Raw genomic sequence first — 21,575 nt, forward strand, 5'->3', positions numbered from 1 at the left:
GTAGGCCCCCCGTAAGGCACAGCGCGTCGCCTCGCTACGATGCTGGGGGCCGGTGGACCGTACCCGGCCGGGCCCGACCGACAGAGAAGCCGGCGCGGCCCTAGTCCCCGCTCCCGGAGGGTTCTTCCGTGCCGGCTGGAACGCTGTACCGCGGCCGGGAAGGAATGTGGTCCTGGGTGGCTCACCGAGTCACCGGCGTCCTCATTTTCTTCTTCCTGTTCGTTCACGTGCTGGACACCGCTCTCGTGCGTGTCTCCCCCGAGGCCTACGACAAGGTCGTAGCCACGTACAAGACGCCGATCGTCGCGCTGCTGGAGTACGGCCTCGTCGCCGCCATCCTCTTCCACGCGCTCAACGGCCTGCGGGTGATCGCCGTCGACTTCTGGTCGAAGGGCCCGCGCTACCAGAAGCAGATGTTCTGGACCGTGATGGGTGTCTGGATCGTCCTGATGGCAGGCGCGATCTACCCGGTCCTCGGCCACGCGTACCGCGCACTCTTTGGGAGCTGACGCCGATGTCCACGACTGAAACCCCCGCTTCCGGAGTCGGCCCCGTGGAGGGCGCCCCCGTCTACACCGTCGACCACCCGGCCCCGCTGATCGAGGCCCCGCGCAAGCGCACCAAGAAGACCCCGAAGTCGACCCGGGGCAACTTCGAGCTGGCGGCGTGGCTGTTCATGCGCCTGTCCGGCATCGTGCTGGTCGTCCTCGTCCTCGGTCACCTGCTGATCCAGCTGGTGCTGGACGGCGGTGTCTCCAAGATCGGCTTCGCCTTCGTGGCCGGCCGCTGGGCGTCGCCGTTCTGGCAGGTCTGGGACCTGGTGATGCTGTGGCTGGCGATGCTGCACGGCGCCAACGGCCTGCGCACGGTCATCAACGACTACGCCGAGCGGCCGACCAGCCGGTTGTGGCTGAAGGCACTGCTCTACACCGCCACGGTGTTCACCATCCTGCTGGGCACGCTGGTGATCTTCACCTTCGACCCGAACATCCGCTAGGCACGGGGCTGCGAGAATCATGAAGATCCACAAGTACGACACCGTCATCGTCGGCGCCGGTGGCGCGGGCATGCGCGCCGCCATCGAGGCGACGAAGCGCAGCCGCACCGCGGTCCTGACCAAGCTCTACCCCACCCGCTCCCACACGGGCGCCGCGCAGGGCGGCATGGCCGCCGCGCTCGCCAACGTGGAGGAGGACAACTGGGAGTGGCACACCTTCGACACGGTCAAGGGCGGTGACTACCTGGTCGACCAGGACGCCGCCGAGATCCTGGCGAAAGAGGCCATCGACGCCGTCCTCGACCTGGAGAAGATGGGCCTGCCGTTCAACCGGACCCCGAACGGCACCATCGACCAGCGCCGCTTCGGCGGTCACTCCCGCAACCACGGCGAGGCCCCGGTCCGCCGGTCCTGCTACGCCGCGGACCGCACCGGCCACATGATCCTCCAGACGCTGTACCAGAACTGCGTCAAGGAGGGCGTGGAGTTCTTCAACGAGTTCTACGTCCTGGACCAGCTGATCACCGAGGTCGACGGCGTCAAGAAGTCCGCCGGTGTGGTGGCGTACGAGCTGGCCACCGGCGAGATCCACGTCTTCCAGGCGAAGGCCGTCATCTACGCCTCCGGCGGCTGCGGCAAGTTCTTCAAGGTGACGTCGAACGCCCACACCCTGACCGGTGACGGCCAGGCGGCGGTCTACCGGCGCGGGCTCCCGCTGGAGGACATGGAGTTCTTCCAGTTCCACCCGACCGGCATCTGGCGCATGGGCATCCTGCTCACCGAGGGCGCCCGCGGCGAGGGTGGCATCCTGCGCAACAAGGACGGCGAGCGCTTCATGGAGAAGTACGCTCCCGTCATGAAGGACCTGGCGTCCCGTGACGTCGTGTCCCGCTCCATCTACACGGAGATCCGCGAGGGCCGCGGCTGCGGTCCCGAGGGCGACCACGTGTACCTGGACCTGACCCACCTGCCGCCGGAGCAGCTGGACGCCAAGCTGCCGGACATCACCGAGTTCGCGCGGACCTACCTGGGCATCGAGCCGTACACGGACCCGATCCCGATCCAGCCGACCGCGCACTACGCGATGGGCGGCATCCCGACGAACGTCGAGGGTGAGGTCCTGGCGGACAACACCACGGTCGTCCCGGGCCTGTACGCGGCCGGCGAGGTCGCCTGTGTCTCCGTGCACGGCGCCAACCGGCTCGGCACCAACTCGCTGCTGGACATCAACGTCTTCGGCCGCCGCGCGGGCATCGCCGCCGCCGAGTACTCGGCCAAGGCCGACTACGTCGAGCTGCCGGAGAACCCGGAGTCCTTCGTGGTCGAGCAGATCGAGCGGCTGCGCACCTCCACCGGCAACGAGCGGGTGGCGACGCTGCGCCGCGAGCTGCAGGAGACCATGGACGCCAACGTCATGGTGTTCCGCACCGAGCAGACGATCAAGACGGCGGTCGAGAAGATCGCCGAGCTCAGGGAGCGCTACAAGAACGTGGCGATCCAGGACAAGGGCAAGCGTTTCAACACGGACCTCCTTGAGGCGATCGAGCTGGGCAACCTGCTCGACCTGGCCGAGGTCATGGCCGTCTCGGCCCTCGCCCGCAAGGAGTCCCGCGGCGGTCACTACCGCGAGGACTACCCGAACCGCGACGACGTCAACTTCATGCGCCACACCATGGCGTACCGCGAGGTCGGCGCCGACGGCTCGGAAACCGTCCGTCTCGACTACAAGCCGGTCGTCCAGACCCGCTACCAGCCGATGGAGCGTAAGTACTGATGGCTACCCCTGTTCTGGACAAGGCGGACGCGGCCGGCCGGCCCGAGCCCGGTTTCGCCGACTCCCCCTACATCACGGTCACCTTCCGCGTCCGCCGGTTCAACCCGGAGGTCTCGGCCGAGGCGACCTGGGAAGACTTCCAGCTGGAGATCGACCCCAAGGAGCGGGTCCTCGACGGTCTGCACAAGATCAAGTGGGACATCGACGGCTCCCTCACCTTCCGCCGGTCGTGCGCGCACGGCATCTGCGGCTCGGACGCGATGCGGATCAACGGCAAGAACCGCCTCGCCTGCAAGACGCTGATCAAGGACATCAACCCCGAGAAGCCGATCACGGTCGAGCCCATCAAGGGCCTGACGGTCCTGAAGGACCTGGTCGTGGACATGGAGCCGTTCTTCCAGGCGTACCGGGACGTCATGCCGTTCCTGGTCGTCGACGAGACGAACGAGCCCACCCGGGAGCGTTTCCAGTCCCCGGAGGACCGCGAGCGCTTCGACGACACGACGAAGTGCATCCTCTGCGCGGCCTGCACCTCCTCCTGCCCGGTGTTCTGGAACGACGGCCAGTACTTCGGTCCGGCCGCGATCGTGAACGCCCACCGCTTCATCTTCGACAGCCGTGACGAGGCGGGCGAGCAGCGCCTGGAGATCCTCAACGACCGCGACGGCGTGTGGCGCTGCCGTACGACCTTCAACTGCACGGACGCCTGCCCGCGCGGTATCGAGGTCACCAAGGCCATCCAGGAAGTCAAGCGCGCCCTCATCACGCGCCGCTACTGACCTGCCGAGGCACCGCCAAGGGCCCCCGCTTCCTCCGGGAAGCGGGGGCCCTTGTGCGTGCGGTCCGGTGGGGCTCCTCGCTTCCCGGGTGCCGGGATCCTAATCTGACGACATGTCAGACGAAGAGTCGTACGAACTGCTCGGCTTCGACAACGTGCTGCTCCCCGTCGGCGACCTCGGCGAGGCCGTCGCCTTCTACGAGCGGGCCGGGTTCACCGTGGGCTTCCGGCTGGACGAGGCCGGCATCGCACTGCTGAAGATCGGCGCGGAGACGCCCGGCATCCTGCTGCGCGCCGAGGAGGGGCTGGGCCGCCGGCCGCCGCACTGGCCCTCGCCGCGGGTCTGGCTGGAGGTGCCGGACGCGCGGGCGGCGGCGCGGGAGCTGGCCGCCGCCGGGATCCCGCCACTGGACGAGATCGCCCAGGGCGTCACCGGCTGGACGGTGGAGATCGCCGACCCCTGGGGCAACCTCCTGGGCTTCACGGACTACACCAAGCGCCCGGCCCTGGCCCGCAGGGGCTGAGCCCTCCATCCCCTCGGTTGAACGCGTTCAAAAACAGGTCTACAGTCGTCCCTGTCAGCGTTTTGAACGCGTTCAAGAAGGGGTGGGGCATGGACCGCACCGTCATCGCCTACGTCATCTACCTGGTGGTCAGCATCGCGCTGACCGTCTGGGTGGCCCGCACGCTCAGCCGCAACGGACGGATCTTCCTGGCCGACGTCCTGCGCGGCGACGAGAGGCTCGCGGACGCCGTCAACCACCTCCTGGTGGTCGGCTTCTACCTCGTCAACCTCGGCTTCGTGGCGCTGTACCTGAGCGATGACGACACGATCTCGGACACCCGGGGCGTCTTCGAGGCCCTGTCCGCCAACCTGGGCGTGGTCCTCCTCGTCCTCGGCGCGATGCACCTGGGCAACGTGTACGTCCTCAACCGGATCCGCCGGCGCGGGATGCTGGAGCGCGAGCAGGTGCCCCCGGTCCGCCCGCAGGAGTGGATCGCGCCGAGGGCCGGGGCGTGACCGGCCCGGCCCCCGCACCGGACCGGGACGCCGCCGGCATCCCGGTCCGCGCGCTGACCGTCCTGTACGACGACCGGTCCCCCGTGGGCCGCCACCTGCGCGACTGGCTGGCGCGCCGGCCCCGGCTGGTGCCGCTGGACGTGCTGCCGGCCGGCTCGGCCGCGGCCCGCGCCCGCTGTCCCGGACTCGGCCCCCGCGACCCCCTGGACGAGATCACCGTGGTCGGCGACTCCGGACAGGTCTACCGGGGCTCGCCCGCCTGGATCGTCCTCCTGTGGGCCCTGCGCGAGCACCGCCCGCTCGCCCACCGGCTCGCCGGCCCGGCCGGCGCCGGGGCGGCCCGCGACGCCGTCCTCACCGCGGCGGGATGGCGGGGCCCGCGGCGGCCCGGCGCCCCGTGGGGCGGGCTGGTCCACCAGCGGGCCGACGGCTGGTCCTACCACCCGGTCACGGGCTGGACCCACGCGCCGCCGTCCCGGGCGGGCACCGTCCCGGCCAGTCGTTAGGCTCTTCTACCGTGCCCGCGAAGAACGACGGCCCCGAGGCGGCCGGCCCCCACAGCAGCAAGTCCGAGCAGACCCGCGCGCTGATCCTGGAGACCGCGATGCGGATGTTCCAGGAGCGCGGCTACGACAAGACGACGATGCGGGCCATCGCCAAGGAGGCCGGGGTCTCCGTCGGCAACGCCTACTACTACTTCGAGGGCAAGGAACACCTGATCCAGGGCTTCTACGACCGGATCGCCGCCGAGCACCAGGCGGCGGTCCGGTCGGTGCTGGAGCGGGAGACCGACCTGGAGGCGCGGCTCGCGGGGGTGCTGACCGCCTGGCTGGACATCGCCCGGCCGTACCACGAGTTCGCGGTGCAGTTCTTCAAGAACGCCGCCGACCCCGACAGCCCGCTCAGCCCCTTCTCCCCGGAGAGCGAGCACGCCCGCGAGCAGGCCATCAGCGTGCACCGGGAGGTGCTGGCCGGTTCCAAGGCCAAGGTGGCCCCGGAACTGCGGGACGTCCTGCCGGAGTTGATGTGGCTCTCGCAGATGGGCCTGGTGCTGTACTGGATCTTCGACCGCACGGAGGACCGCGAGCGCAGCTACCGGCTGGCCCGGCGCGGGGCCCGGCTGACCGCGCGCGGGGTGGCCCTGGCCCGCTTCCGGGTGCTGCGGCCGCTGGTCATGGAGGTCCACGAGCTGTTCACGGACTTCCTGCCGGGCATGACGAGGGTCCTGCCGGACCCGGGGCGCGGGGGGCGGGAGAGCGGGTGATCACTTTCGGGTGAAGGCGCGGAAACGCGACACATGGTCTGGGGACTGCCTACGATGATGCTCTCGACACCAGCCCCTAGGAGGCACGCGATGTCCGCTGCATCCGTCGAGCAGCCCTTCGACGCCGACGAGCCGTTCTCCCTGACGGCCATCGCCGACGAGATCATGGAGCGCCATCCGGGCTACCGCGTCGAGATCATCGGAGGCCACCTCCTCGTGACCCCTTCACCGGATGCCCCGCACGCCCGCGCCCTGACCGGCCTCATGATCCCCTTCCTCGCCGCCGGATTGCACGGTGAGGAGACCGAGGTTCTCCAGAGCGTCGCGATCAAGATTCCCACCGGCGCCGAGGACTACTGCATCCCCGACCTGGTGGTCGTGGACGCCGACATCGACGATCACTTCATCGAGAACAACGCCTACGACCCGGTCTGCTTCCGCCTCGTCCTGGAGGTCACCTCCAGCAACTGGCGGGACGATCTGAAGACGAAGGTCGGCGCGTACGCCGAGGCCAAGGTGCCCGTGTACATGGTGGTCGACCGCAAGCACCAGCGACTCCACGTGCTCACCGAACCCGACGGCAGTGAGTACACCAGCCACCGCGTGCACGCCCCCGGCGAGTCGGTCACGCTGCCCGACTCGGTCGGTGCCGAGGTCGCCCTCGACGTGGAGCAGATCATCAGGGCCGGTCAGAAGAAGTCCGACTGAGCGGATCAGCCCCAGCCCGAACACCCCCGCGCCCCATCCGGACGCGGGGGTTTCCGTGTGTCCGCTATGAGTTTCGGCGCAGTGCGCGCAGTCCGCGCAACCCGATGACGCCGATGACCGTCCCCAATACGAAGGAAACGACCGCCAGCAGCAGGTGCACCCAGAAGTACGCGGTCGGGTGACCGTCGTCGAAGGCCAGACCGCTGCTGTCCTTGACGAGATTCTTGACGAAAGTGACCCAGATGACCCAGCTCCACACCCCGAAGGCGAGCAGGAACCAGGAGACAGGGCGGCTGAGCTTCATGAGTCCAGTATCGCCGTCCGGGGCCCGGGTCCGTGCCGGGGGTGGGGCCGGCACGCTCCCCCGGCGGTCCCTGCTGGTCGTCTCCGCCGCCGCGCTCTCCCTCTCCGTCACCGCGCCCGCCGCCCTCGCCGCCCCCTCCCCCACCACGAGCCCCACGGCCACGCCCCCGGCGCAGATGTCCACCCTCGGCGGCGCCCGGCTCGGGATGCCCGGTACGCAGGTCAACCTCGCGCCCGGGGTCCCGGTGCTGCCCAAGGGGGTGACGGCCCGCTCGTGGATCGTGTCCGACGCCGAGTCGGGCCAGGTCCTGGCCGCGCACAACGCGCACTGGGCGCTGCCCCCGGCGAGCACGCTGAAGATGCTGTTCGCGGACACCGTACTGCCCCGGTTCCCCAAGGACACCCGGTACAAGGTGGCCCCGGCCGACCTCAAGGGGGTGGGTGACGGCTCCAGCGTGGCCGGGATCAAGGAGGGGGTCACCTACTCCGTCCGCGACCTGTGGCTCGGGGTGTTCCTGAAGTCGGGCAACGACGCGGTGCACGTGCTGTCCGCGATGAACGGCGGGGTGCGGCGCACCGTCGAGGACATGCAGAAGCACGCCGAGGAACTCCAGGCGCTGGACACCCGGGTGGTCTCGCCCGACGGTTACGACGCGCCGGGCCAGGTCTCCTCGGCGTACGACCTGACGCTGATCGCCCGCTCGGGCCTGCAGAAGAAGGACTTCCGCGACTACTGCGCGACGGTCAGCGCCAAGATCGGCACGGCCGAGATCCGCAACACCAACCGGTTGCTGGCCGGCGACAGCGACGTGCCGGTCTACCCGGGCATCGCGGGCGTGAAGAACGGCAACACCACCCACGCGGGCGCCACCTTCACCGGGGTGGCCGAGCGGGGCGGCAAGGTGCTGCTGGTCACGGTGATGAACCCGGAGAAGCACGACCACAACGAGGTCTACAAGGAGACCGCGAAGCTGTTCGACTGGGGCTTCCAGGCGGTCGGCAAGGTGAACCCGGTGGGCGAGCTGGTGCCGCCGAGGAGCGCCGCGCCGGCCGGGTCCACCTCCGGGGCGAGCCCCCGGCAGTCGCCCGGCACGGGCGGCGGGGCGGGGTCGAAGGCGGCGGCGAGCGTCCCCGCCGTCTCCGGCTCCAGCGGCGTCGGGACCGCCCTGGCCATCGCGGGCGGGCTGCTGGTGCTGCTCGGCGGCGGGGCGTTCCTGGTCAACCGCCGGTGGCCGCTGCCGGACCTGATGCGCCGCCGGTCCCGTCCCTGACCCCGGCGACCTCGGTCTCCTTGCTGCCCGTCGCCGTCCAGGCGGCACAGAACAGCACGAGTTTCGCGGTGAAGTTGATCCACAGCAGCAGGGCGACGGGGACCCCGAAGGCGCCGTACACGCTCTTCGCGGCAACGCCCTGGACATAGCCGCTGAGCAGCAGTTTCAGCAGTTCGAAGCCGACCGCGCCGAGCAGGGCGGCGATCAGCAGGCGGCGGCGCGGCGGCTCGACCCCGGGCAGCAGGGTCAGGACGTAGAGCAGGACCAGGAAGTCGGCGAGCACGGCGACGGCGAACGCGGCGACCTGCAGCAGCGCGGTGCCCCAGCCGTGCTCGTCCAGGCCGAACTGCCTGGACAGCAGGCCGACGGCGGCCGAGGCGAGGGTGGAGGCGGCGAGCGTGAGCAGCAGGGCGCCGCCGAGGCCGAGCAGGATCACGGTGTCCTTCACCTTGGCCAGCACCGGGTTGTCCCCCTGGTCCGGCAGCTCCCACACCGCGCGCAGGCAGTCCCGCACCTGGCCGACCCAGCCGATGCCCGTGAACAGCAGCGCCGCGCCCGCGATGACCCCGACGGTGCCCGCGTTCTGCACCAGCGAGGTCAGGTCCAACTGGTCGGACAGGCCCGGGAACTGGTCGGCGATCCGCTGTTCGACGGTCTTCTGGCGGGCCGGGCTGAGGGTGGCGGCGGTGACCGCGGCGGCCACGGTCAGCAGCGGGAACAGCGCCACGAAGCTGACGAACGTCATGGCGGCGGCCAGCCGGGCCCACTTCACCCGGTCCAGCCGCTCGTAGCACCGCCACGCGTGGGTGATCGTCAGGCGGGTGACGAACGGCCCGATGCCGGGCAGCCTCTTCAGCCAGTCCATGATCCGTCTCTGCCCGCTGCGCGGGGATGTCAACACCGCGTTTCGCCGCCGGAAGGGTCATATGTGGGCGATACGGTCATCTGTCATGAAGGATGCCACCGAACTGCCCCGGTCCCTGCTCGTCCTCGGCGGCACGTCCGAGATCGCGCTGGCCACCGCGCGCCGTCTGATCGCCCGTCGCACCCGCACGGTCTGGCTGGCCGGGCGCCCCTCCCTCGCGCTGGAGAACGCGGCCGGGAGCCTGCGGGCGCTGGGCGCGGACGTCCACACCGTCGCCTTCGACGCGCTCGCCCCCGAGTCCCACGAGGGCGCCCTCGGCAAGGTGTTCGCCGAGGGGCCGGTCGACATGGTGCTGCTCGCCTTCGGCATCCTCGGCGACCAGGCGCACGACGAACGGGACCCGGTCCGCGCGGTCCGGGTCGCCCAGACCAACTACACCGGGGCCGTCTCGGCGGGTCTGGTCGCCGGCCGCGCCCTGCAGACCCAGGGCCACGGCCGGCTCGTCGTGCTGTCCTCCGCCGCCGCCGAACGCGCCCGCCGCGCCGACTTCATCTACGGCTCCAGCAAGGCCGGGCTGGACGCGTTCGCCCAGGGCCTCGGGGACGCCCTGTACGGGACGGGCGCACGGGTCATGGTCGTGCGCCCCGGCTTCGTCCGCACCCGCGCCACGGCGGGCCGCCCGCGCACCCCGCTCGCCACCACCCCGGAGGCGGTGGCCACGGCCGTCGAACTGGGCCTGCGCCGCGACGCGGAGACGGTGTGGGTGCCGGGCTCGCTCCGCCTGCTGACGACGGTCCTGCGGCACGCGCCCCGGGCGCTGTTCAGGCGCCTGCCGCTGTAGCGCCCCGCCGGGGGCGCGTCACGGCGCGACGCGCGGGGCGTACACCTGCGCGTGCCCCGGCTGGACCGGGACGACCGGTCCCCCGAAGGTGTACTCGCGCAGCTTGCGCCAGACGCTGTCGGCGCCCTGTTCGTACAGCGCGAAGCCGGTGCACGACCACTCCGCCTCGTAGTCCGCGAGTTCCTCGAAGGCGCGGTCCATCGCCGCCTCCTCGATGCCGTGCGCGACGGTGACGTGCGGGTGGTACGGGAAGAGCAGCTCGCGCGCCACCGGCCCGGACGCCTCCCGGATCCGCTGCTGGAGCCGGGTGCACGCCTCGGCGCCCGCCGCCACGCGGACGTAGACCACCGGCGACAGCGGGCGGAAGGTGCCGGTGCCGGACAGCCGCATCGGGAACGGCCGGCCCGCCGCGGCGACCTCGGTCAGGTGCTTGTCGACCGCGGGCAGGTCGGCCTCGTCCACCTCGGTCGGCGGCAGCAGTGTGACGTGGGTGGGGATGCCATGAGCCGCGGCGTCGCCGAAGCCCGCGCGCCGCTCCTGGAGCAGGCTGCCGTGAGGCTCCGGGACCGCGATCGACACGCCGATCGTTACGGTCCCCACGTCGTCTCCTGTCGTCGCGTCTGTCGTCGTCTCGGCCGCCTGGCCCGGCCGTTGGCATCGACTGTAAGGCCACGGGTGCCCCGTGGGCAGGCGCGGCGGAAGTGATGTGCAGCGCTCTGCCCGCGTGGGCCCGTGCGGTCGTACGCCTCAGTGCTTGGCCGGGAGGAAGCCCACGCGGTCGTACGCCTGCGCGAGGGTCTCGGCGGCGACGGTCCGCGCCTTCTCGGCGCCCTTGGCGAGGATCGAGTCCAGCGTCTCGGCGTCGTCCAGGTACTGGTGGGTGCGCTCGCGGAACGGGGTGACGAAGTCGACCATGACCTCGGCGAGGTCGGTCTTGAGCGCGCCGTACATCTTGCCCTCGTACTCCTGCTCCAGCTCGGCGACGGTCTTGCCGGTGAGCGTGGAGTAGATGGTGAGGAGGTTGGAGACGCCCGGCTTGTTCTCGGCGTCGTAGCGGATCACCGTGTCGGTGTCGGTGACGGCGCTCTTGACCTTCTTGGCCGTGGCCTTCGGCTCGTCCAGGAGGTTGATCAGGCCCTTCGGCGTGGACGCCGACTTGCTCATCTTGACCGCCGGGTCCTGGAGGTCGTAGATCTTCGCCGTCTCCTTGAGGATGTACGGCTTCGGGATCGTGAAGGTGTCGCCGAAGCGGCCGTTGAAGCGCTCGGCGAGGTCCCGGGTCAGCTCGATGTGCTGGCGCTGGTCCTCGCCGACCGGCACCTCGTGGGCCTGGTACAGCAGGATGTCCGCGACCTGGAGGATCGGGTAGGTGAACAGGCCGACGGAGGCCCGGTCGGCGCCCTGCTTGGCGGACTTGTCCTTGAACTGGGTCATGCGGGAGGCCTCGCCGAAGCCGGTGAGGCAGTTCATGACCCAGGCCAGCTGGGCGTGCTCGGGGACGTGGCTCTGCACGAAGAGGGTGCAGCGGTCGGGGTCCAGGCCCGCGGCCAGCAGCTGGGCCGCGGCCAGGCGGGTGTTGGCGCGCAGTTCCGCCGGGTCCTGCGGGACCGTGATCGCGTGCAGGTCGACCACCATGTAGAAGGCGTCGTGGGACTCCTGGAGGGCAACCCACTGGCGGACGGCGCCGAGGTAGTTGCCGAGGTGGAACGAGCCGGCGGTGGGCTGGATGCCGGAGAGCACGCGAGGTCGGTCTGCCATACCCCTCATTGTCGCAGAGGCACGGGGCGGGTCGGGCGGGTGGGGAACCGCGGGCCCGCCGCGGCCGGGCGCGCCCGCGCGGCGGGGCCGCACGGCGCGTGCGGCCCCGCGCTCCCTACGGGGTGTGTCAGCCGAGGTCGACCTGCGGGTAGAGCGGGAAGCCCGCCACCAGGTCCGTGGCGCGGCGGGCGATCTCGTCGGCGACCTTCTCGTCCAGGACGTGGCTCGCCTTGGAGGGGGCGCCGGACTTGGTGGTGCCCGGCTCGGTGGTGGTCAGGACGCGGTCGATCAGGGCCGCGACCTCGTCCATCTCCGCCGTGCCGAGGCCGCGGGTGGTCAGCGCGGGGGTGCCGACGCGGATGCCGGAGGTGTACCAGGCGCCGTTCGGGTCGGCCGGGATGGCGTTGCGGTTGGTGACGATGCCCGAGTCGAGCAGGGCGGCCTCGGCCTGGCGGCCGGTGAGGCCGTAGGAGGTGGCGACGTCGATCAGGTTGAGGTGGTTGTCGGTGCCGCCGGTGACGAGGGTGGCGCCGCGCCGCGTCAGGCCCTCGGCGAGGGCGCGGGAGTTGTCCACGATGCGCTGGGCGTAGTCCTGGAAGGCGGGCTGCCGGGCCTCGGCGAGGGCGACGGCCTTGGCGGCCATGACGTGCGGGAGCGGGCCGCCGAGGACCATCGGGCAGCCGCGGTCCACCTGGTCCTTGAGGGAGTCGTCGCACAGCACCATGCCGCCGCGCGGGCCGCGCAGCGACTTGTGGGTGGTGGTGGTGACGATCTGGGCGTGCGGGACCGGGTCGAAGTCGCCGGTGAGCACCTTGCCGGCGACCAGCCCGGCGAAGTGGGCCATGTCGACCATGAGGGTGGCGCCGACCTCGTCGGCGATCTCCCGCATGATCCGGAAGTTCACCAGCCGGGGGTACGCGGAGTAGCCCGCGACGATGATCAGCGGCTTGAACTCGCGGGCCTGGGCGCGCAGGGCGTCGTAGTCGATCAGGCCGGTGGCCGGGTCGGTGCCGTAGGAGCGCTGGTCGAACATCTTGCCGGAGATGTTCGGGCGGAAGCCGTGGGTGAGGTGGCCGCCGGCGTCCAGGGACATGCCGAGCATGCGCTGGTTGCCGAAGGCCTGGCGCAGCTCGGCCCAGTCGGCGTCGGTGAGGTCGTTGATCTGGCGGGCGCCGGCCTTCTCCAGGAAGGGCACCTCGACGCGGTCGGCGAGGACGGCCCAGAAGGCGACGAGGTTGGCGTCGATGCCGGAGTGCGGCTGGACGTAGGCGTGGCGGGCGCCGAACAGTTCGCGGGCGTGTTCGGCGGCGAGGGCCTCGACGGTGTCGACGTTGCGGCAGCCGGCGTAGAAGCGGCGGCCGATGGTGCCCTCGGCGTACTTGTCGCTGAACCAGTTGCCCATCGCGAGCAGGGTCGCCGGGGAGGCGTAGTTCTCGGACGCGATCAGCTTGAGCATGCCGCGCTGGTCGGCGACCTCCTGGCCGATGGCGTCGGCGACGCGCGGCTCCACGGCGCGGATGACGTCGAGGGCCGCGCGGAAGGCGGTGGACTCGGTGGAGAGGGGGGCGGCGTTCTCTGGCATGGGGACCTCCGGACGGTGTGCGTACAGCGTTCACGTTCGGCCCAGGCGCACGGCACTCTTACCGCTCGGGCCGCTCCCTGATGGTCTGTCCCATCCCAGCGCGCCAGTCACGGCCCGGGTGTCAGCGTACCGGGCGCGCCGGGCGGAAGATCCCGCGCCCACCGTGCGAGCGGGGTTAAGAAGGAGGTCGTCGTCGTATCCGGGCCGAGCCGGGAGTGTCCGTGACCGCTGCCGAAGAAGACCTCATCGCCCTCGCCGGGGCGCACTGCGCGCCCACCTACGATCCGCTGCCGGTGGTGCTCGCCACCGGTGCGGGGGCGTGGCTGACGGACGTGTCGGGGCGGCGGTACCTGGACCTGCTGGCCGGTTACTCGGCGCTGAACTTCGGGCACGGCCATCCCCGGCTGGTGGAGGCGGCCCGGCGGCAGCTCGAGCGGCTGACGCTGACCTCCCGCGCCTTCCACCACGACCGGTTCGCGGCGTTCTGCGCCGAGCTGGCGGGGCTGTGCGGGATGGAGATGGTGCTGCCGGCGAACACCGGCGCGGAGGCGGTGGAGGGCGCGGTCAAGACGGCCCGGAAGTGGGGCTACCGGGTGAAGGGGGTGCCCGCGGAGATGGCGAAGATCGTCGTGGCGGGCGGCAACTTCCACGGCCGTACGACGACCGTCATCAGCTTCTCCACGGATCCCGAGGCGCGGGCGGACTTCGGGCCGTACACGCCGGGGTTCGAGATCGTGCCGTACGGCGACCTGACCGCGCTGCGGGGGGCGCTGACGGAGAACACGGTGGCGGTGCTGCTGGAGCCGGTGCAGGGCGAGTCGGGGGTGATCGTGCCGCCGGCGGGTTATCTGGCGGGGGTGCGGGAGCTGACCCGGGAGCGGAATGTGCTCTTCGTCGCCGACGAGGTCCAGTCGGGGCTGGGCCGGACCGGGCGGACCTTCGCGTGCGAGAACGAGGGGGTCGTGCCGGACGTGTACGTGCTGGGCAAGGCACTGGGCGGCGGGATCGTGCCGGTGTCGGCGGTGGTGTCGAGCGCGGCGGTGCTCGGGGTGTTCCGGCCGGGTGAGCACGGGTCGACGTTCGGCGGGAATCCGCTGGCCTGCGCGGTGGCGCTGGAGGTGATCGCGATGCTGCGGACCGGGGAGTACCAGGAGCGGGCGGCGCGGCTGGGCGAGCGGCTGCACCGGCTGCTGGGCGAGCTGGCGGGGACGGGCCGGGTGACGGCGGTGCGCGGGCGGGGGCTGTGGGCCGGGGTGGACGTCGCCCCGGCGGTGGGTACCGGGCGGGAGGTCGCCGAGCGGCTGCTGGCCCGTGGGGTCCTGGTCAAGGAGACCCACGGGGCGACGATCCGGATCGCTCCGCCGCTGGTGATCGGCGAGGAGGATCTGGACTGGGGCGTGGAGCAGTTGCGGGCGGTGCTGCTCGGGGCCTGATCAGCGCAGGGGGATGTCGGTGCCGTGCTCGCCGGCGGGCCGGGGGCCGAGGATGCGCCGGTCGGATTCCTCGATGGCCACGTCGTTGATGCTCGCCTCGCGGCGGCGCATCAGGCCGTGCGCGTCGAACTCCCACAGTTCGTTGCCGTAGGAGCGCCACCACTGGCCGTCGGTGTCGCGGTGCTCGTACTGGAAGCGGACGGCGATGCGGTCCTCGTGGAAGCTCCACAGGCTCTTGCGCAGCGCGTAGTCCAGTTCGCGGCGCCACTTGTCGGTGAGGAAGGCGACGATCTCCTCCCGGCCGGTGAGGAACCGGTCGCGGTTGCGCCAGACGGAGTCCTCGGTGTAGGCGAGGGCCACCCGGTGGGGGTCGCGGGTGTTCCAGGCGTCCTCGGCCGCCTGGACCTTCTGCCGGGCGGTCTCCAGGGTGAACGGCGGGTAGGGCGGGCGGGCTTCGGGCACGGCGGCCTCCTCGGGGACGGGCCAGGTCGAGAACGGTCGTTCTCCATCGCTGCGACTAAGGTAGAGAACGACCGTTCTCGGCGTCAAGGAGACATGAGGAGCCCGGATGCCCGCCCCCGCCACCGAGGAACGCGACCGCCTGGACCGCGAGACCCTGCTGGACACCGCCGAGACGCTCTTCTACGCACACGGCGTCCAGGCGGTCGGCATGGACCGGGTCCGGGAGGCGTCCGGGCTGCCCCTGAAGCGGATCTACCGGCTGTTCGCGACCAAGGAGGACCTGGTCGTCGCCGTGCTCCGGCGGCGCGACCGGCGCTGGCGGGAGAGCCTGGCCGCGCACGTGGAGCGCGTCGCCGACCCGCGCGAACGGGTGCTGGCGGTCTTCGACTGGCTCGCCGCGTGGTTCGCCGAGCCCGGTTTCCGCGGCTGTGCCTGGATCAACGCCCACGGGGAACTGGGCGCGTCCTCGGAGGCGGTGCTGCGGGAGGTACGCGCCCACAAGGAAGCCTTCCGCGCCCAGTTGGCGGTCTGGGTCCGGGCCACGGGACTCCCGCTCGCCGAACCCGTGCACCTGCTGGCCGAGGGGGCCATGGTCACGGCGGGCATCACGGGCGACCCGGCCGCGGCGGGGCACGCGCGGGAGGCGGTGGAGGCGCTGCTCGGGGCGCGGACGGCTAGAGGATGACGTGCGGCAGGAAGCGGGCGTACTCGTCGGTGATCAGGCCGGTGGATTCGCGGATCCCGAGGCCCGCCGGTTCGCCGGCGACGACCCAGGCGCCGAGGACGACGTGGTTGCCGTCGAAGGCGGGCAGGGGGGCCAGCCGCTGGTAGCAGCAGGGGTCCTCGCGGGGGGCGGGCGGGGTGCCGGGCTCGTGGACGGTGATGCCGGCGCCCTCGCGGCCGAGCAGGGGCTTGGCGACGTAGCCGGTGGTGGCGGCCAGCTCGCGGGGGCCGTCCAGGTAGGCGGGCAGGAGGCTGGGGTGGCCGGGGTACAGCTCCCAGAGGACCGCCAGCAGGGCCTTGTTGCTCAGCAGCATCTTCCAGGCCGGCTCGATCCACAGGGTGCTGCCGGTGCCGCCGCCGTTGTCCAGGGTGTCCAGGACCTGGGGACCGAAGGCGTCCGTGGTCAGCCACTCCCAGGGGTAGAGCTTGAAGATGGCCCGGATGAAGCGGAGCCGGTTGTCCACGAAGCGGCCGGAGAGGGAGTCCCAGCCGATCTCCTCCATGGCGAGCCAGTCGGTGGCGAGGCCGGCCTGCTCCGCCGTCTCCTTCAGGTAGGCGACCGTCATCAGGTCCTCGCCGAGTTCGTCGGCGGCGGAGTGCGCGAAGTGCAGGGGGGCGCCGGGCGGCAGCAGCGCGGCCTGGGCGCGCCAGGCGTCCACCAGGCGTTCGTGCAGGGAGTTCCACTGGTCGGCGCCGGGAAAACGTTCCTCCATCCAGAACCACTGCGGGGAGGCCGCCTCCACCAGCGAGGTGGGCGTGTCGGCGTTGTACTCCAGCAGCTTCGCCGGGCCGGTGCCGTCGTAGCGCAGGTCGAAACGGCCGTAGAGAGACGGCAGTTCGGCGCGGCGGTGCCAGGACTCGGTGACCGCGGCGGCCACCCGCGCGTCGGTGATGCCGAGATCGGCCAGCCGGTCCTCCGCCACGATGTGGTCCGCCGCCGCGAGGCACATGCGGTGCAGTTCCGCGACGGTCTCCTCCAGCGCCTCGACCTCCTCCAGGGAGAAGACGTAGTAGGCGCTCTCGTCCCAGTACGGCCGCAGGGAGCCGTCGGGGTGGCGGGTGAGGGGGTAGATCAGGCCCTGGGCCTCGACGGTCTGCTGCCAGCCGGGGCGGGGGGTCGTGGTGCGGCGTTCCATGCGCGTCGTCCGGTCAGCCGCCGGAGCTGCCCGAGCCGCCGCCGAAGCCGCCGCGGCTGACCCCGCCGTGACTCCCCGCGCTCGTCCCGTCGTTGTACGACGAACCGCCCGAACTTCCGCCCGAGCCGCCCGAACCACCACCCGATCCGCCGGACTTGGTGAAGGACCCGCCGTCGACCCAGCCGTTCCTCTCCTTGCCGTCGTAGTACCAGGCGGCGTCGACCGGCCGCTTGGCGCCCTTCTTGACGGGCTTCTTCCGGCCCGAGGAGGAGCCCCCGCTCCCGCTCGTCGTTTTGCAGCTCTTGTCGGAGACGACCTTGTAGCCCTTGGAGACGTCGTAACTGTCCCGGTCCACACAGCGTTTGTCCGGGTCGGACGAGCAGGCCGTGAGGGCGGCGGCCAGCAGGCCCACACCGCCCAGGACGACCGTTGTGGAGCGGAGTTGCCTGCCGGTGTGCGCCATGGTGTGTCTCCCCCGTCAAACGACTGTTCGGCGGTCAGCCTAGAGAAAGGGCGCGCCCGCGCCCAACCGGGGGTGACTTCCGGCCGCCCCCGCCGCCTTACGGCAGCACCCGGCACAGTGCCTCCAGGGTGCCTGTCCACGCGCTGTCCGACGGGGTGCCGTAGCCGACCACCAGGGCGTCCGAGGGGTCGGCCGGGGCGTCGGGGTGGCGGTAGTAGGTCAGGCCGTGCAGGGCCAGGCCCTGGAGGTCCGCCGCCTGGACCACCGGCTGTTCCAGGCCCGGCGGGAGCCGCAGCACCGCGTGCAGTCCGGCCGCGATGCCCGTCACCCGCACCGACGGCGCCCGGTCCGCCACGGCCGCGGCGAGGGCGTCCCGGCGGCGCCGGTAGCGCAGGCGGGCGGAGCGGACGTGCCGGTCGTAGGCGCCGGAGGTGAGGAACTCGGCCAGCGTCAGCTGGTCCAGCGACCCGCAGGTGTCGACGTGGCCCTTGGCCGCCACCGCCTCCTCCGCCAGGGCCGGCGGCAGCACCATCCAGCCCAGCCGCAGCCCGGGCGCGAGGGACTTGCTGGCGGTGCCCAGGTACACCACCCGGTCGGGGTCCAGGCCCTGGAGGGCGCCGACGGGCTGGCGGTCGTAGCGGAACTCGCCGTCGTAGTCGTCCTCCAGCACCAGACCGCCGGTGCGCCGCGCCCAGTCCACGACGGCGGCCCGCCGGTCCGGGTGCAGCGGGGTGCCCGTCGGGAACTGGTGGGCCGGGGTGAGCAGGACGGCCGCGGCGCCGTCCGGCGCGCGCGGGTCGGTGCCGCGCGCGTCGTAGGGCAGCGCGGGGGTGGCCAGGCCCGCCGCGCGCAGCAGCCGCCAGTGGACGTCGAGGCCGTAGGACTCCACGGCGACCGTGTCCGCCCCGCGCGCCCGCAGCATGGTGCCGAGGACGCGCAGGGCGTGCGAGGTACCGGCGGTGACGACGACGGTGTCCGGGGTGGCGCGCACGCCCCGGACCCGGGCGAGGTATCCGGCGAGGGCGGTGCGCAGCTCGCGCCGGCCGCGCGGGTCGCCGTAGCCGAGGGCGTCGGAGGGGGCGGTGGCCAGCGCCCGGCGGGCGGCCCTGAGCCACTCGGCGCGCGGGAAGGCGGCGAGGTCGGGGGTGCCGGGCACCAGGCTGTGGGCGGGGCGGCCGGGCTCCCGGCGGCCCGGCCCGGCCGCGGCGGGCGGCGGGGCCACCACCCGGTCCGCGACCCGGGTGCCGGAGCCCTGCCGGGCGGTGAGCCAGCCCTCCGCGACCAGGTCGGCGTACGCCTCGGCGACGGTGTTGCGGGCGATGCCGAGGTCGGCGGCGAGGGTCCGGGAGGACGGCAGCCGGGTGCCGGGGGCGAGCCGGCCGGTGCGCACCGCGTCCCGCAGGGCGTCGGTCAGGCCCCGGCGCAGGCCCCCCGCGAGAGCCGGTTCGAGATGCAGGTCGACGCCCAAAGTGGCCCAGGATTCTGCCATGGGAATGGACCATACCCCTGGGCTGCCTCAGTTCTAGGGTCGAGGACATGAGCACTCAGGAAGAACCCGTCACCTACGCCCCCGAGGAGCCGGCGCGGCTGCGCTGGGCCCAGCACGCGCCCGAGGTCTACAAGGCGATGATCCAGCTGGACGCCGTCGCCAACCAGGGCCTGGACCCCCGGCTGCGCGAGCTGGTCAAGATCCGCGCCTCCCAGGTCAACCACTGCGCGCGCTGCCTCGACATGCACTCCAAGGACGCCCTCGCGGCCGGCGAGAGCGTGGAGCGGATCATCCAGCTCGGCGCGTGGGAGGAGTCCCGGCACTTCTACACCGAGAAGGAGCTGGCGGCGCTGGAGCTGACCGACGCGATCACCGTCCTGACGGACGGGTTCGTGCCGGACGAGGTCTACGAGCGGGCCGCCGAGCACTTCGACGAGGCCGAGCTCTCCCAGCTGATCGCCGCCATCGCCGTGATCAACGCCTGGAACCGGTTCGGCGTGTCCACCCGGACGCCCGCGGGCCACTACCACCCGGGGCAGCACAAGTGAACCGTACCCAGTTGCTGGACCCGGAGGTCTTCCGGGCGATGGCCGCGGTCAGCGCGGCGGCCAAGAAGGGCCTCGGCGATCCGGTCCTGGCCGAACTGGTGATGATCCGCGCCTCGCAGATCAACCACTGCGCGTTCTGCCTCGACATGCACCTGGGCCTGGCCCGCAAGCACGGGGAGACCGAGGACCGTATCCACTTCCTCAGCGCCTGGGAGGAGACCGAGGACCTCTACAGCGAGCGGGAGCGGGCCGCGCTGGCGCTGACCGAGGCGGTCACCGTGCTGACGGAAGGCTTCGTGCCGGACGAGGTCTACGAGCGGGCCGCCAAGCACTTCGACGAGGCGGCCCTCGCCCACCTCATCGCCCTGATCACCGTCATCAACGGCTGGAACCGCCTGATGGTCAGCCGCCGGGTGCCACCGGGAGGCCGGCAGCCATGAGCAAGGCCGAGGAGTTCCGCGCCCTGCACCGGGGGCGCGCCCCGGGCGACCCGCTGGTGCTGCCCGGGCCCTGGGACGCCGCCGCCGCGCGGGTCTTCGCGGAGGCCGGGTTCCCGGCGCTGGCCACGCCGAGCGCCGGGGTGGCCGCCTCCCTGGGGTACGAGGACGGGGCCACCCCGGCCGACGAGATGTTCGCGGCCGTCGCCCGGATCGCGCGTGCGGTGGACGTGCCGGTCTCGGCGGACGTGGAGGGCGGTTACGGGCTCGCGCCCGAGGAACTGGTCGAACGGCTGCTGGAGGCCGGTGCCGTGGGCTGCAACATCGAGGACTCCGACGGGGGTGTCCTCAAGGACCCGCACGCGCACGCCGAGTTCCTCGCCGGGGTGCGGCAGGCCGCCGCCGACCGGCTGTTCGTCAACGCCCGCGTCGACGTGTTCGCGCACGGCGACGGCGACCCGGAACGGGTCATCGAGCGGGCCGCGCTGTACCGCGCGGCGGGCGCCGACTGCGTGTACCCGATCCTCGCCCCGCTGGAGTCGGTACCGCTGCTGCGGTCGGGGATCGAGGGCCCGCTGAACCTGCTGGCCCGGCCGGACGGCCCCGCGCCCGCCGCGCTCGGCGAACTCGGGGCCACCCGGGTCACGTTCGGGCCGGGCCTCCAGCGGCGGGCGACGGCCGCGCTGCGGGAGATCGCGGCCGGGCTGCTGCCGTAGGCCCTGGCGCGGCGGAGCCGGCCGGGCCCGCCGCCGCGGGCCGGGGACGTCCGGTCAGGACAGCCACTTCTTCCAGACGGACGGGTGGCTGTCCACCCACTTCTTCGCCGCCTCGGCCGGGGACAGCTTCTGTTCGGCGATCATCAGCGACACCTCGTTCTGGTCCTCGGTGGTCCACCGGAACTTCTTCAGGAAGGCCGCCGCCTCGCCGCCGGACTTCGCGAAGTCCGCGTTGAGGTACTTCTTCAGCGGGGTGTGCGGATAGCCGCAGGCGACCTTGTCCGGGTCCGCGTCGCAGCCCTCCTTGTGCGGCGGCAGCCTCACCTCCGTCATCGGGACCTTCTCGAACAGCCACTGGGGCGCGTACCAGTACGTCAGGAAGGGCTTCTTCTCCTTGGCGAACCGTTTGATCTGGGTGATCTGCGCGGCCTCGGAGCCGGCGAAGACGACCTGGTAGTCCAGCTTCAGGTTCTTCACCAGGGCCCTGTCGTTGGTGACGTAGGACGGGGAGCCGTCCATCAGCTGTCCCTTGCCGCCGCTCTCCGCGGTGCGGAACAGCGGGGCGTACTTGTCCAGGTTCCGCCAGTCGGTGATGTCCGGGTGCCGCTTCGCGAGGTACGTCGGCACGAACCAGCCGATGTGGCCGGTCACCCCGAGACCGCCGCCGGACACGACCGTCCCCTTCTGGCGGACGTAGCGCTCCTCCTGCTCCGGGTGGCCCCAGTCCTCCAGCAGGGCGTCGACCCGGCCCTGGCTGAGCGCGTCCCAGGCGGGCACCTCGTCGACCTGGACGGTGTCGACGCGGTAGCCGAGCTTGTGCTCCAGGATGTACTGGGCGACGGCCGCGTCGGCCTGCGCGCCCACCCAGGACTGCACGGACAGGGTGACCGTCTTCGCGCCCCGGGCGTTGGCGAACGGGCTGGCCTGCTTGGTCATGTCGGCGGCGCCGCAGCCGGTGGTCAGGGCCAGGGCGGCCACGGCGGCCGTGATCGCGGTACGGCGCATG

The 21,575-nt window shown here is 72.0% G+C and carries 26 protein-coding genes and 1 riboswitch; of the genes, 16 read left to right on the plus strand and 10 right to left on the minus strand.

Annotation, left to right across the window (positions count from 1 at the left end; translation table 11 throughout):
* The first annotated feature begins 128 nt into the window (after nt 1-128).
* The 9 genes from sdhC (at nt 129) to ACSURM_RS14575 (ending at nt 6,542) form a co-directional block, all read left to right on the plus strand.
* Nucleotides 129-509, plus strand: a complete 381-nt coding sequence (gene sdhC, locus ACSURM_RS14535; protein WP_189993920.1) for a succinate dehydrogenase, cytochrome b556 subunit — start codon at nt 129-131, stop codon at nt 507-509.
* 5 nt (nt 510-514) lie between these two features.
* Complete coding sequence (locus tag ACSURM_RS14540; protein WP_030789512.1) at nt 515-997, plus strand: succinate dehydrogenase hydrophobic membrane anchor subunit; 483 nt, start codon at nt 515-517, stop codon at nt 995-997.
* A 19-nt stretch (nt 998-1,016) separates the two neighbouring features.
* On the plus strand, nt 1,017-2,771 hold the full coding sequence (sdhA, locus tag ACSURM_RS14545) for a succinate dehydrogenase flavoprotein subunit (RefSeq protein WP_359047766.1): 1,755 nt from the start codon (nt 1,017-1,019) through the stop codon (nt 2,769-2,771).
* Nucleotides 2,771-3,550 carry a succinate dehydrogenase iron-sulfur subunit gene (locus ACSURM_RS14550; protein WP_359047764.1) on the plus strand — a complete coding sequence of 260 codons (780 nt, stop codon included), beginning with the start codon at nt 2,771-2,773 and terminating at the stop codon, nt 3,548-3,550. The genes sdhA and ACSURM_RS14550 overlap by 1 nt, the downstream gene beginning before the upstream one ends.
* Nucleotides 3,551-3,662: 112 nt before the next feature.
* Nucleotides 3,663-4,073: a VOC family protein gene (locus ACSURM_RS14555; RefSeq protein WP_436955392.1), complete on the plus strand. Its 411-nt coding sequence runs from the start codon at nt 3,663-3,665 to the stop codon at nt 4,071-4,073.
* 89 nt (nt 4,074-4,162) lie between these two features.
* Complete coding sequence (locus ACSURM_RS14560) at nt 4,163-4,570, plus strand: hypothetical protein (protein WP_436955393.1); 408 nt, start codon at nt 4,163-4,165, stop codon at nt 4,568-4,570.
* Nucleotides 4,567-5,076: a DUF393 domain-containing protein gene (locus ACSURM_RS14565; RefSeq protein ID WP_436955394.1), complete on the plus strand. Its 510-nt coding sequence runs from the start codon at nt 4,567-4,569 to the stop codon at nt 5,074-5,076. Before ACSURM_RS14560 ends, ACSURM_RS14565 begins: the two co-directional genes overlap by 4 nt.
* An 11-nt stretch (nt 5,077-5,087) precedes the next feature.
* Nucleotides 5,088-5,834, plus strand: a complete 747-nt coding sequence (locus tag ACSURM_RS14570) for a TetR/AcrR family transcriptional regulator (RefSeq protein ID WP_436955395.1) — start codon at nt 5,088-5,090, stop codon at nt 5,832-5,834.
* A 90-nt stretch (nt 5,835-5,924) separates the two neighbouring features.
* Entirely contained in the window at nt 5,925-6,542 is a 618-nt protein-coding gene (locus ACSURM_RS14575; RefSeq protein ID WP_436955396.1) for a Uma2 family endonuclease, read from the plus strand.
* A 64-nt stretch (nt 6,543-6,606) separates the two neighbouring features.
* On the opposite strand, the gene ACSURM_RS14580 is transcribed toward ACSURM_RS14575, so the two are convergent.
* Nucleotides 6,607-6,846 carry an SCO4848 family membrane protein gene (locus ACSURM_RS14580; RefSeq protein ID WP_030641438.1) on the minus strand — a complete coding sequence of 80 codons (240 nt, stop codon included), beginning with the start codon at nt 6,844-6,846 and terminating at the stop codon, nt 6,607-6,609.
* On the opposite strand from ACSURM_RS14580, the gene ACSURM_RS14585 reads away from it, so the two are divergent.
* Nucleotides 6,845-8,116, plus strand: a complete 1,272-nt coding sequence (locus tag ACSURM_RS14585; RefSeq protein ID WP_436955397.1) for a D-alanyl-D-alanine carboxypeptidase family protein — start codon at nt 6,845-6,847, stop codon at nt 8,114-8,116. The two genes, ACSURM_RS14580 and ACSURM_RS14585, sit on opposite strands and share 2 nt — an antisense overlap.
* Here ACSURM_RS14585 and ACSURM_RS14590 read toward each other — a convergent pair.
* Nucleotides 8,064-8,981, minus strand: a complete 918-nt coding sequence (locus ACSURM_RS14590) for a YihY/virulence factor BrkB family protein (RefSeq protein WP_436955398.1) — start codon at nt 8,979-8,981, stop codon at nt 8,064-8,066. The genes ACSURM_RS14585 and ACSURM_RS14590 overlap by 53 nt on opposite strands.
* Nucleotides 8,982-9,066: 85 nt before the next feature.
* Here ACSURM_RS14590 and ACSURM_RS14595 point away from each other — a divergent pair, with 85 nt between their 5' ends.
* Nucleotides 9,067-9,822, plus strand: coding sequence for an SDR family NAD(P)-dependent oxidoreductase (locus tag ACSURM_RS14595; protein WP_436955399.1), 756 nt, complete (start codon nt 9,067-9,069; stop codon nt 9,820-9,822).
* An 18-nt stretch (nt 9,823-9,840) separates the two neighbouring features.
* Here ACSURM_RS14595 and ACSURM_RS14600 read toward each other — a convergent pair whose 3' ends face one another.
* The 3 genes from ACSURM_RS14600 to ACSURM_RS14610 form a co-directional block, all read right to left on the minus strand.
* Nucleotides 9,841-10,422 (minus strand): 2'-5' RNA ligase family protein, encoded by a 582-nt coding sequence (locus ACSURM_RS14600; RefSeq protein WP_436955400.1) that lies wholly within the window; start codon nt 10,420-10,422, stop codon nt 9,841-9,843.
* Between the two features lie 147 nt (nt 10,423-10,569).
* Nucleotides 10,570-11,580, minus strand: coding sequence for a tryptophan--tRNA ligase (gene trpS / locus ACSURM_RS14605; protein ID WP_436955401.1), 1,011 nt, complete (start codon nt 11,578-11,580; stop codon nt 10,570-10,572).
* Between the two features lie 127 nt (nt 11,581-11,707).
* Nucleotides 11,708-13,162, minus strand: coding sequence for a glycine hydroxymethyltransferase (locus ACSURM_RS14610; RefSeq protein ID WP_436955402.1), 1,455 nt, complete (start codon nt 13,160-13,162; stop codon nt 11,708-11,710).
* A 32-nt stretch (nt 13,163-13,194) separates the two neighbouring features.
* Nucleotides 13,195-13,283, minus strand: a riboswitch (ZMP/ZTP riboswitch).
* Nucleotides 13,284-13,383: 100 nt separating this feature from the next.
* On the opposite strand from ACSURM_RS14610, the gene rocD reads away from it, so the two are divergent.
* Nucleotides 13,384-14,595 carry an ornithine--oxo-acid transaminase gene (gene rocD / locus ACSURM_RS14615; protein ID WP_436955403.1) on the plus strand — a complete coding sequence of 404 codons (1,212 nt, stop codon included), beginning with the start codon at nt 13,384-13,386 and terminating at the stop codon, nt 14,593-14,595.
* Here the strand turns inward: rocD and ACSURM_RS14620 are convergent, their stop codons facing one another.
* The gene (locus ACSURM_RS14620; RefSeq protein ID WP_436955404.1) at nt 14,596-15,057 is read right to left on the minus strand and encodes a nuclear transport factor 2 family protein; all 462 of its coding nucleotides are present in this window, start codon (nt 15,055-15,057) and stop codon (nt 14,596-14,598) included.
* Between the two features lie 106 nt (nt 15,058-15,163).
* Here ACSURM_RS14620 and ACSURM_RS14625 point away from each other — a divergent pair, with 106 nt between their 5' ends.
* Nucleotides 15,164-15,742, plus strand: a complete 579-nt coding sequence (locus ACSURM_RS14625; protein WP_436955405.1) for a TetR/AcrR family transcriptional regulator — start codon at nt 15,164-15,166, stop codon at nt 15,740-15,742.
* Here the strand turns inward: ACSURM_RS14625 and ACSURM_RS14630 are convergent.
* The 3 genes from ACSURM_RS14630 to ACSURM_RS14640 all read right to left on the minus strand — a co-directional run bounded on the left by ACSURM_RS14630 (nt 15,732) and on the right by ACSURM_RS14640 (nt 18,868).
* Entirely contained in the window at nt 15,732-16,916 is a 1,185-nt protein-coding gene (locus tag ACSURM_RS14630) for a glutathionylspermidine synthase family protein (protein WP_436955406.1), read from the minus strand. The two genes, ACSURM_RS14625 and ACSURM_RS14630, sit on opposite strands and share 11 nt — an antisense overlap.
* 13 nt (nt 16,917-16,929) lie before the next feature.
* A complete protein-coding gene (locus ACSURM_RS14635; RefSeq protein WP_436955407.1) occupies nt 16,930-17,379 on the minus strand; it encodes a hypothetical protein in 450 nt (149 codons plus the stop codon).
* Between the two features lie 97 nt (nt 17,380-17,476).
* Entirely contained in the window at nt 17,477-18,868 is a 1,392-nt protein-coding gene (locus tag ACSURM_RS14640; RefSeq protein ID WP_436955408.1) for a PLP-dependent aminotransferase family protein, read from the minus strand.
* A 47-nt stretch (nt 18,869-18,915) separates the two neighbouring features.
* Here ACSURM_RS14640 and ACSURM_RS14645 point away from each other — a divergent pair, with 47 nt between their 5' ends.
* Genes ACSURM_RS14645 through ACSURM_RS14655 form a run of 3 tightly spaced genes read left to right on the plus strand, consistent with a single transcriptional unit; the run spans nt 18,916 to nt 20,569 of the window.
* Entirely contained in the window at nt 18,916-19,416 is a 501-nt protein-coding gene (locus ACSURM_RS14645) for a carboxymuconolactone decarboxylase family protein (protein WP_436955409.1), read from the plus strand.
* Nucleotides 19,413-19,856 (plus strand): carboxymuconolactone decarboxylase family protein, encoded by a 444-nt coding sequence (locus ACSURM_RS14650; protein ID WP_436955410.1) that lies wholly within the window; start codon nt 19,413-19,415, stop codon nt 19,854-19,856. Before ACSURM_RS14645 ends, ACSURM_RS14650 begins: the two co-directional genes overlap by 4 nt.
* Nucleotides 19,853-20,569, plus strand: coding sequence for an isocitrate lyase/PEP mutase family protein (locus ACSURM_RS14655; protein ID WP_436955411.1), 717 nt, complete (start codon nt 19,853-19,855; stop codon nt 20,567-20,569). The genes ACSURM_RS14650 and ACSURM_RS14655 overlap by 4 nt, the downstream gene beginning before the upstream one ends.
* 54 nt (nt 20,570-20,623) lie before the next feature.
* On the opposite strand, the gene ACSURM_RS14660 is transcribed toward ACSURM_RS14655, so the two are convergent.
* Nucleotides 20,624-21,574: an ABC transporter substrate-binding protein gene (locus tag ACSURM_RS14660; RefSeq protein WP_436955412.1), complete on the minus strand. Its 951-nt coding sequence runs from the start codon at nt 21,572-21,574 to the stop codon at nt 20,624-20,626.
* Between the last annotated feature and the right edge of the window lies 1 nt (nt 21,575).

Source organism: Streptomyces sp. SudanB182_2057, assembly GCF_964272715.1.
Taxonomy (GTDB): Bacteria; Actinomycetota; Actinomycetes; order Streptomycetales; family Streptomycetaceae; genus Streptomyces; species Streptomyces rubradiris.

What these genes read in the sequence shown, in the direction of transcription:
- ACSURM_RS14540 (WP_030789512.1), top strand. Translation starts at nt 515, where the DNA reads ATGTCCACGACTGAAACCCCCGCTTCCGGAGTCGGCCCCGTGGAGGGC.
- ACSURM_RS14630 (WP_436955406.1), bottom strand. Translation starts at nt 16,916, where the DNA reads ATGGAACGCCGCACCACGACCCCCCGCCCCGGCTGGCAGCAGACCGTC.
- ACSURM_RS14655 (WP_436955411.1), top strand. Translation starts at nt 19,853, where the DNA reads ATGAGCAAGGCCGAGGAGTTCCGCGCCCTGCACCGGGGGCGCGCCCCG.
- ACSURM_RS14580 (WP_030641438.1), bottom strand. Translation starts at nt 6,846, where the DNA reads ATGAAGCTCAGCCGCCCTGTCTCCTGGTTCCTGCTCGCCTTCGGGGTG.
- ACSURM_RS14550 (WP_359047764.1), top strand. Translation starts at nt 2,771, where the DNA reads ATGGCTACCCCTGTTCTGGACAAGGCGGACGCGGCCGGCCGGCCCGAG.
- ACSURM_RS14640 (WP_436955408.1), bottom strand. Translation starts at nt 18,868, where the DNA reads ATGGCAGAATCCTGGGCCACTTTGGGCGTCGACCTGCATCTCGAACCG.
- ACSURM_RS14625 (WP_436955405.1), top strand. Translation starts at nt 15,164, where the DNA reads ATGCCCGCCCCCGCCACCGAGGAACGCGACCGCCTGGACCGCGAGACC.
- ACSURM_RS14585 (WP_436955397.1), top strand. Translation starts at nt 6,845, where the DNA reads ATGAGTCCAGTATCGCCGTCCGGGGCCCGGGTCCGTGCCGGGGGTGGG.
- ACSURM_RS14555 (WP_436955392.1), top strand. Translation starts at nt 3,663, where the DNA reads ATGTCAGACGAAGAGTCGTACGAACTGCTCGGCTTCGACAACGTGCTG.
- ACSURM_RS14645 (WP_436955409.1), top strand. Translation starts at nt 18,916, where the DNA reads ATGAGCACTCAGGAAGAACCCGTCACCTACGCCCCCGAGGAGCCGGCG.
- ACSURM_RS14660 (WP_436955412.1), bottom strand. Translation starts at nt 21,574, where the DNA reads ATGCGCCGTACCGCGATCACGGCCGCCGTGGCCGCCCTGGCCCTGACC.
- ACSURM_RS14560 (WP_436955393.1), top strand. Translation starts at nt 4,163, where the DNA reads ATGGACCGCACCGTCATCGCCTACGTCATCTACCTGGTGGTCAGCATC.
- trpS (WP_436955401.1), bottom strand. Translation starts at nt 11,580, where the DNA reads ATGGCAGACCGACCTCGCGTGCTCTCCGGCATCCAGCCCACCGCCGGC.
- ACSURM_RS14610 (WP_436955402.1), bottom strand. Translation starts at nt 13,162, where the DNA reads ATGCCAGAGAACGCCGCCCCCCTCTCCACCGAGTCCACCGCCTTCCGC.
- ACSURM_RS14590 (WP_436955398.1), bottom strand. Translation starts at nt 8,981, where the DNA reads ATGGACTGGCTGAAGAGGCTGCCCGGCATCGGGCCGTTCGTCACCCGC.
- ACSURM_RS14635 (WP_436955407.1), bottom strand. Translation starts at nt 17,379, where the DNA reads ATGGCGCACACCGGCAGGCAACTCCGCTCCACAACGGTCGTCCTGGGC.
- ACSURM_RS14595 (WP_436955399.1), top strand. Translation starts at nt 9,067, where the DNA reads ATGAAGGATGCCACCGAACTGCCCCGGTCCCTGCTCGTCCTCGGCGGC.
- sdhA (WP_359047766.1), top strand. Translation starts at nt 1,017, where the DNA reads ATGAAGATCCACAAGTACGACACCGTCATCGTCGGCGCCGGTGGCGCG.
- ACSURM_RS14575 (WP_436955396.1), top strand. Translation starts at nt 5,925, where the DNA reads ATGTCCGCTGCATCCGTCGAGCAGCCCTTCGACGCCGACGAGCCGTTC.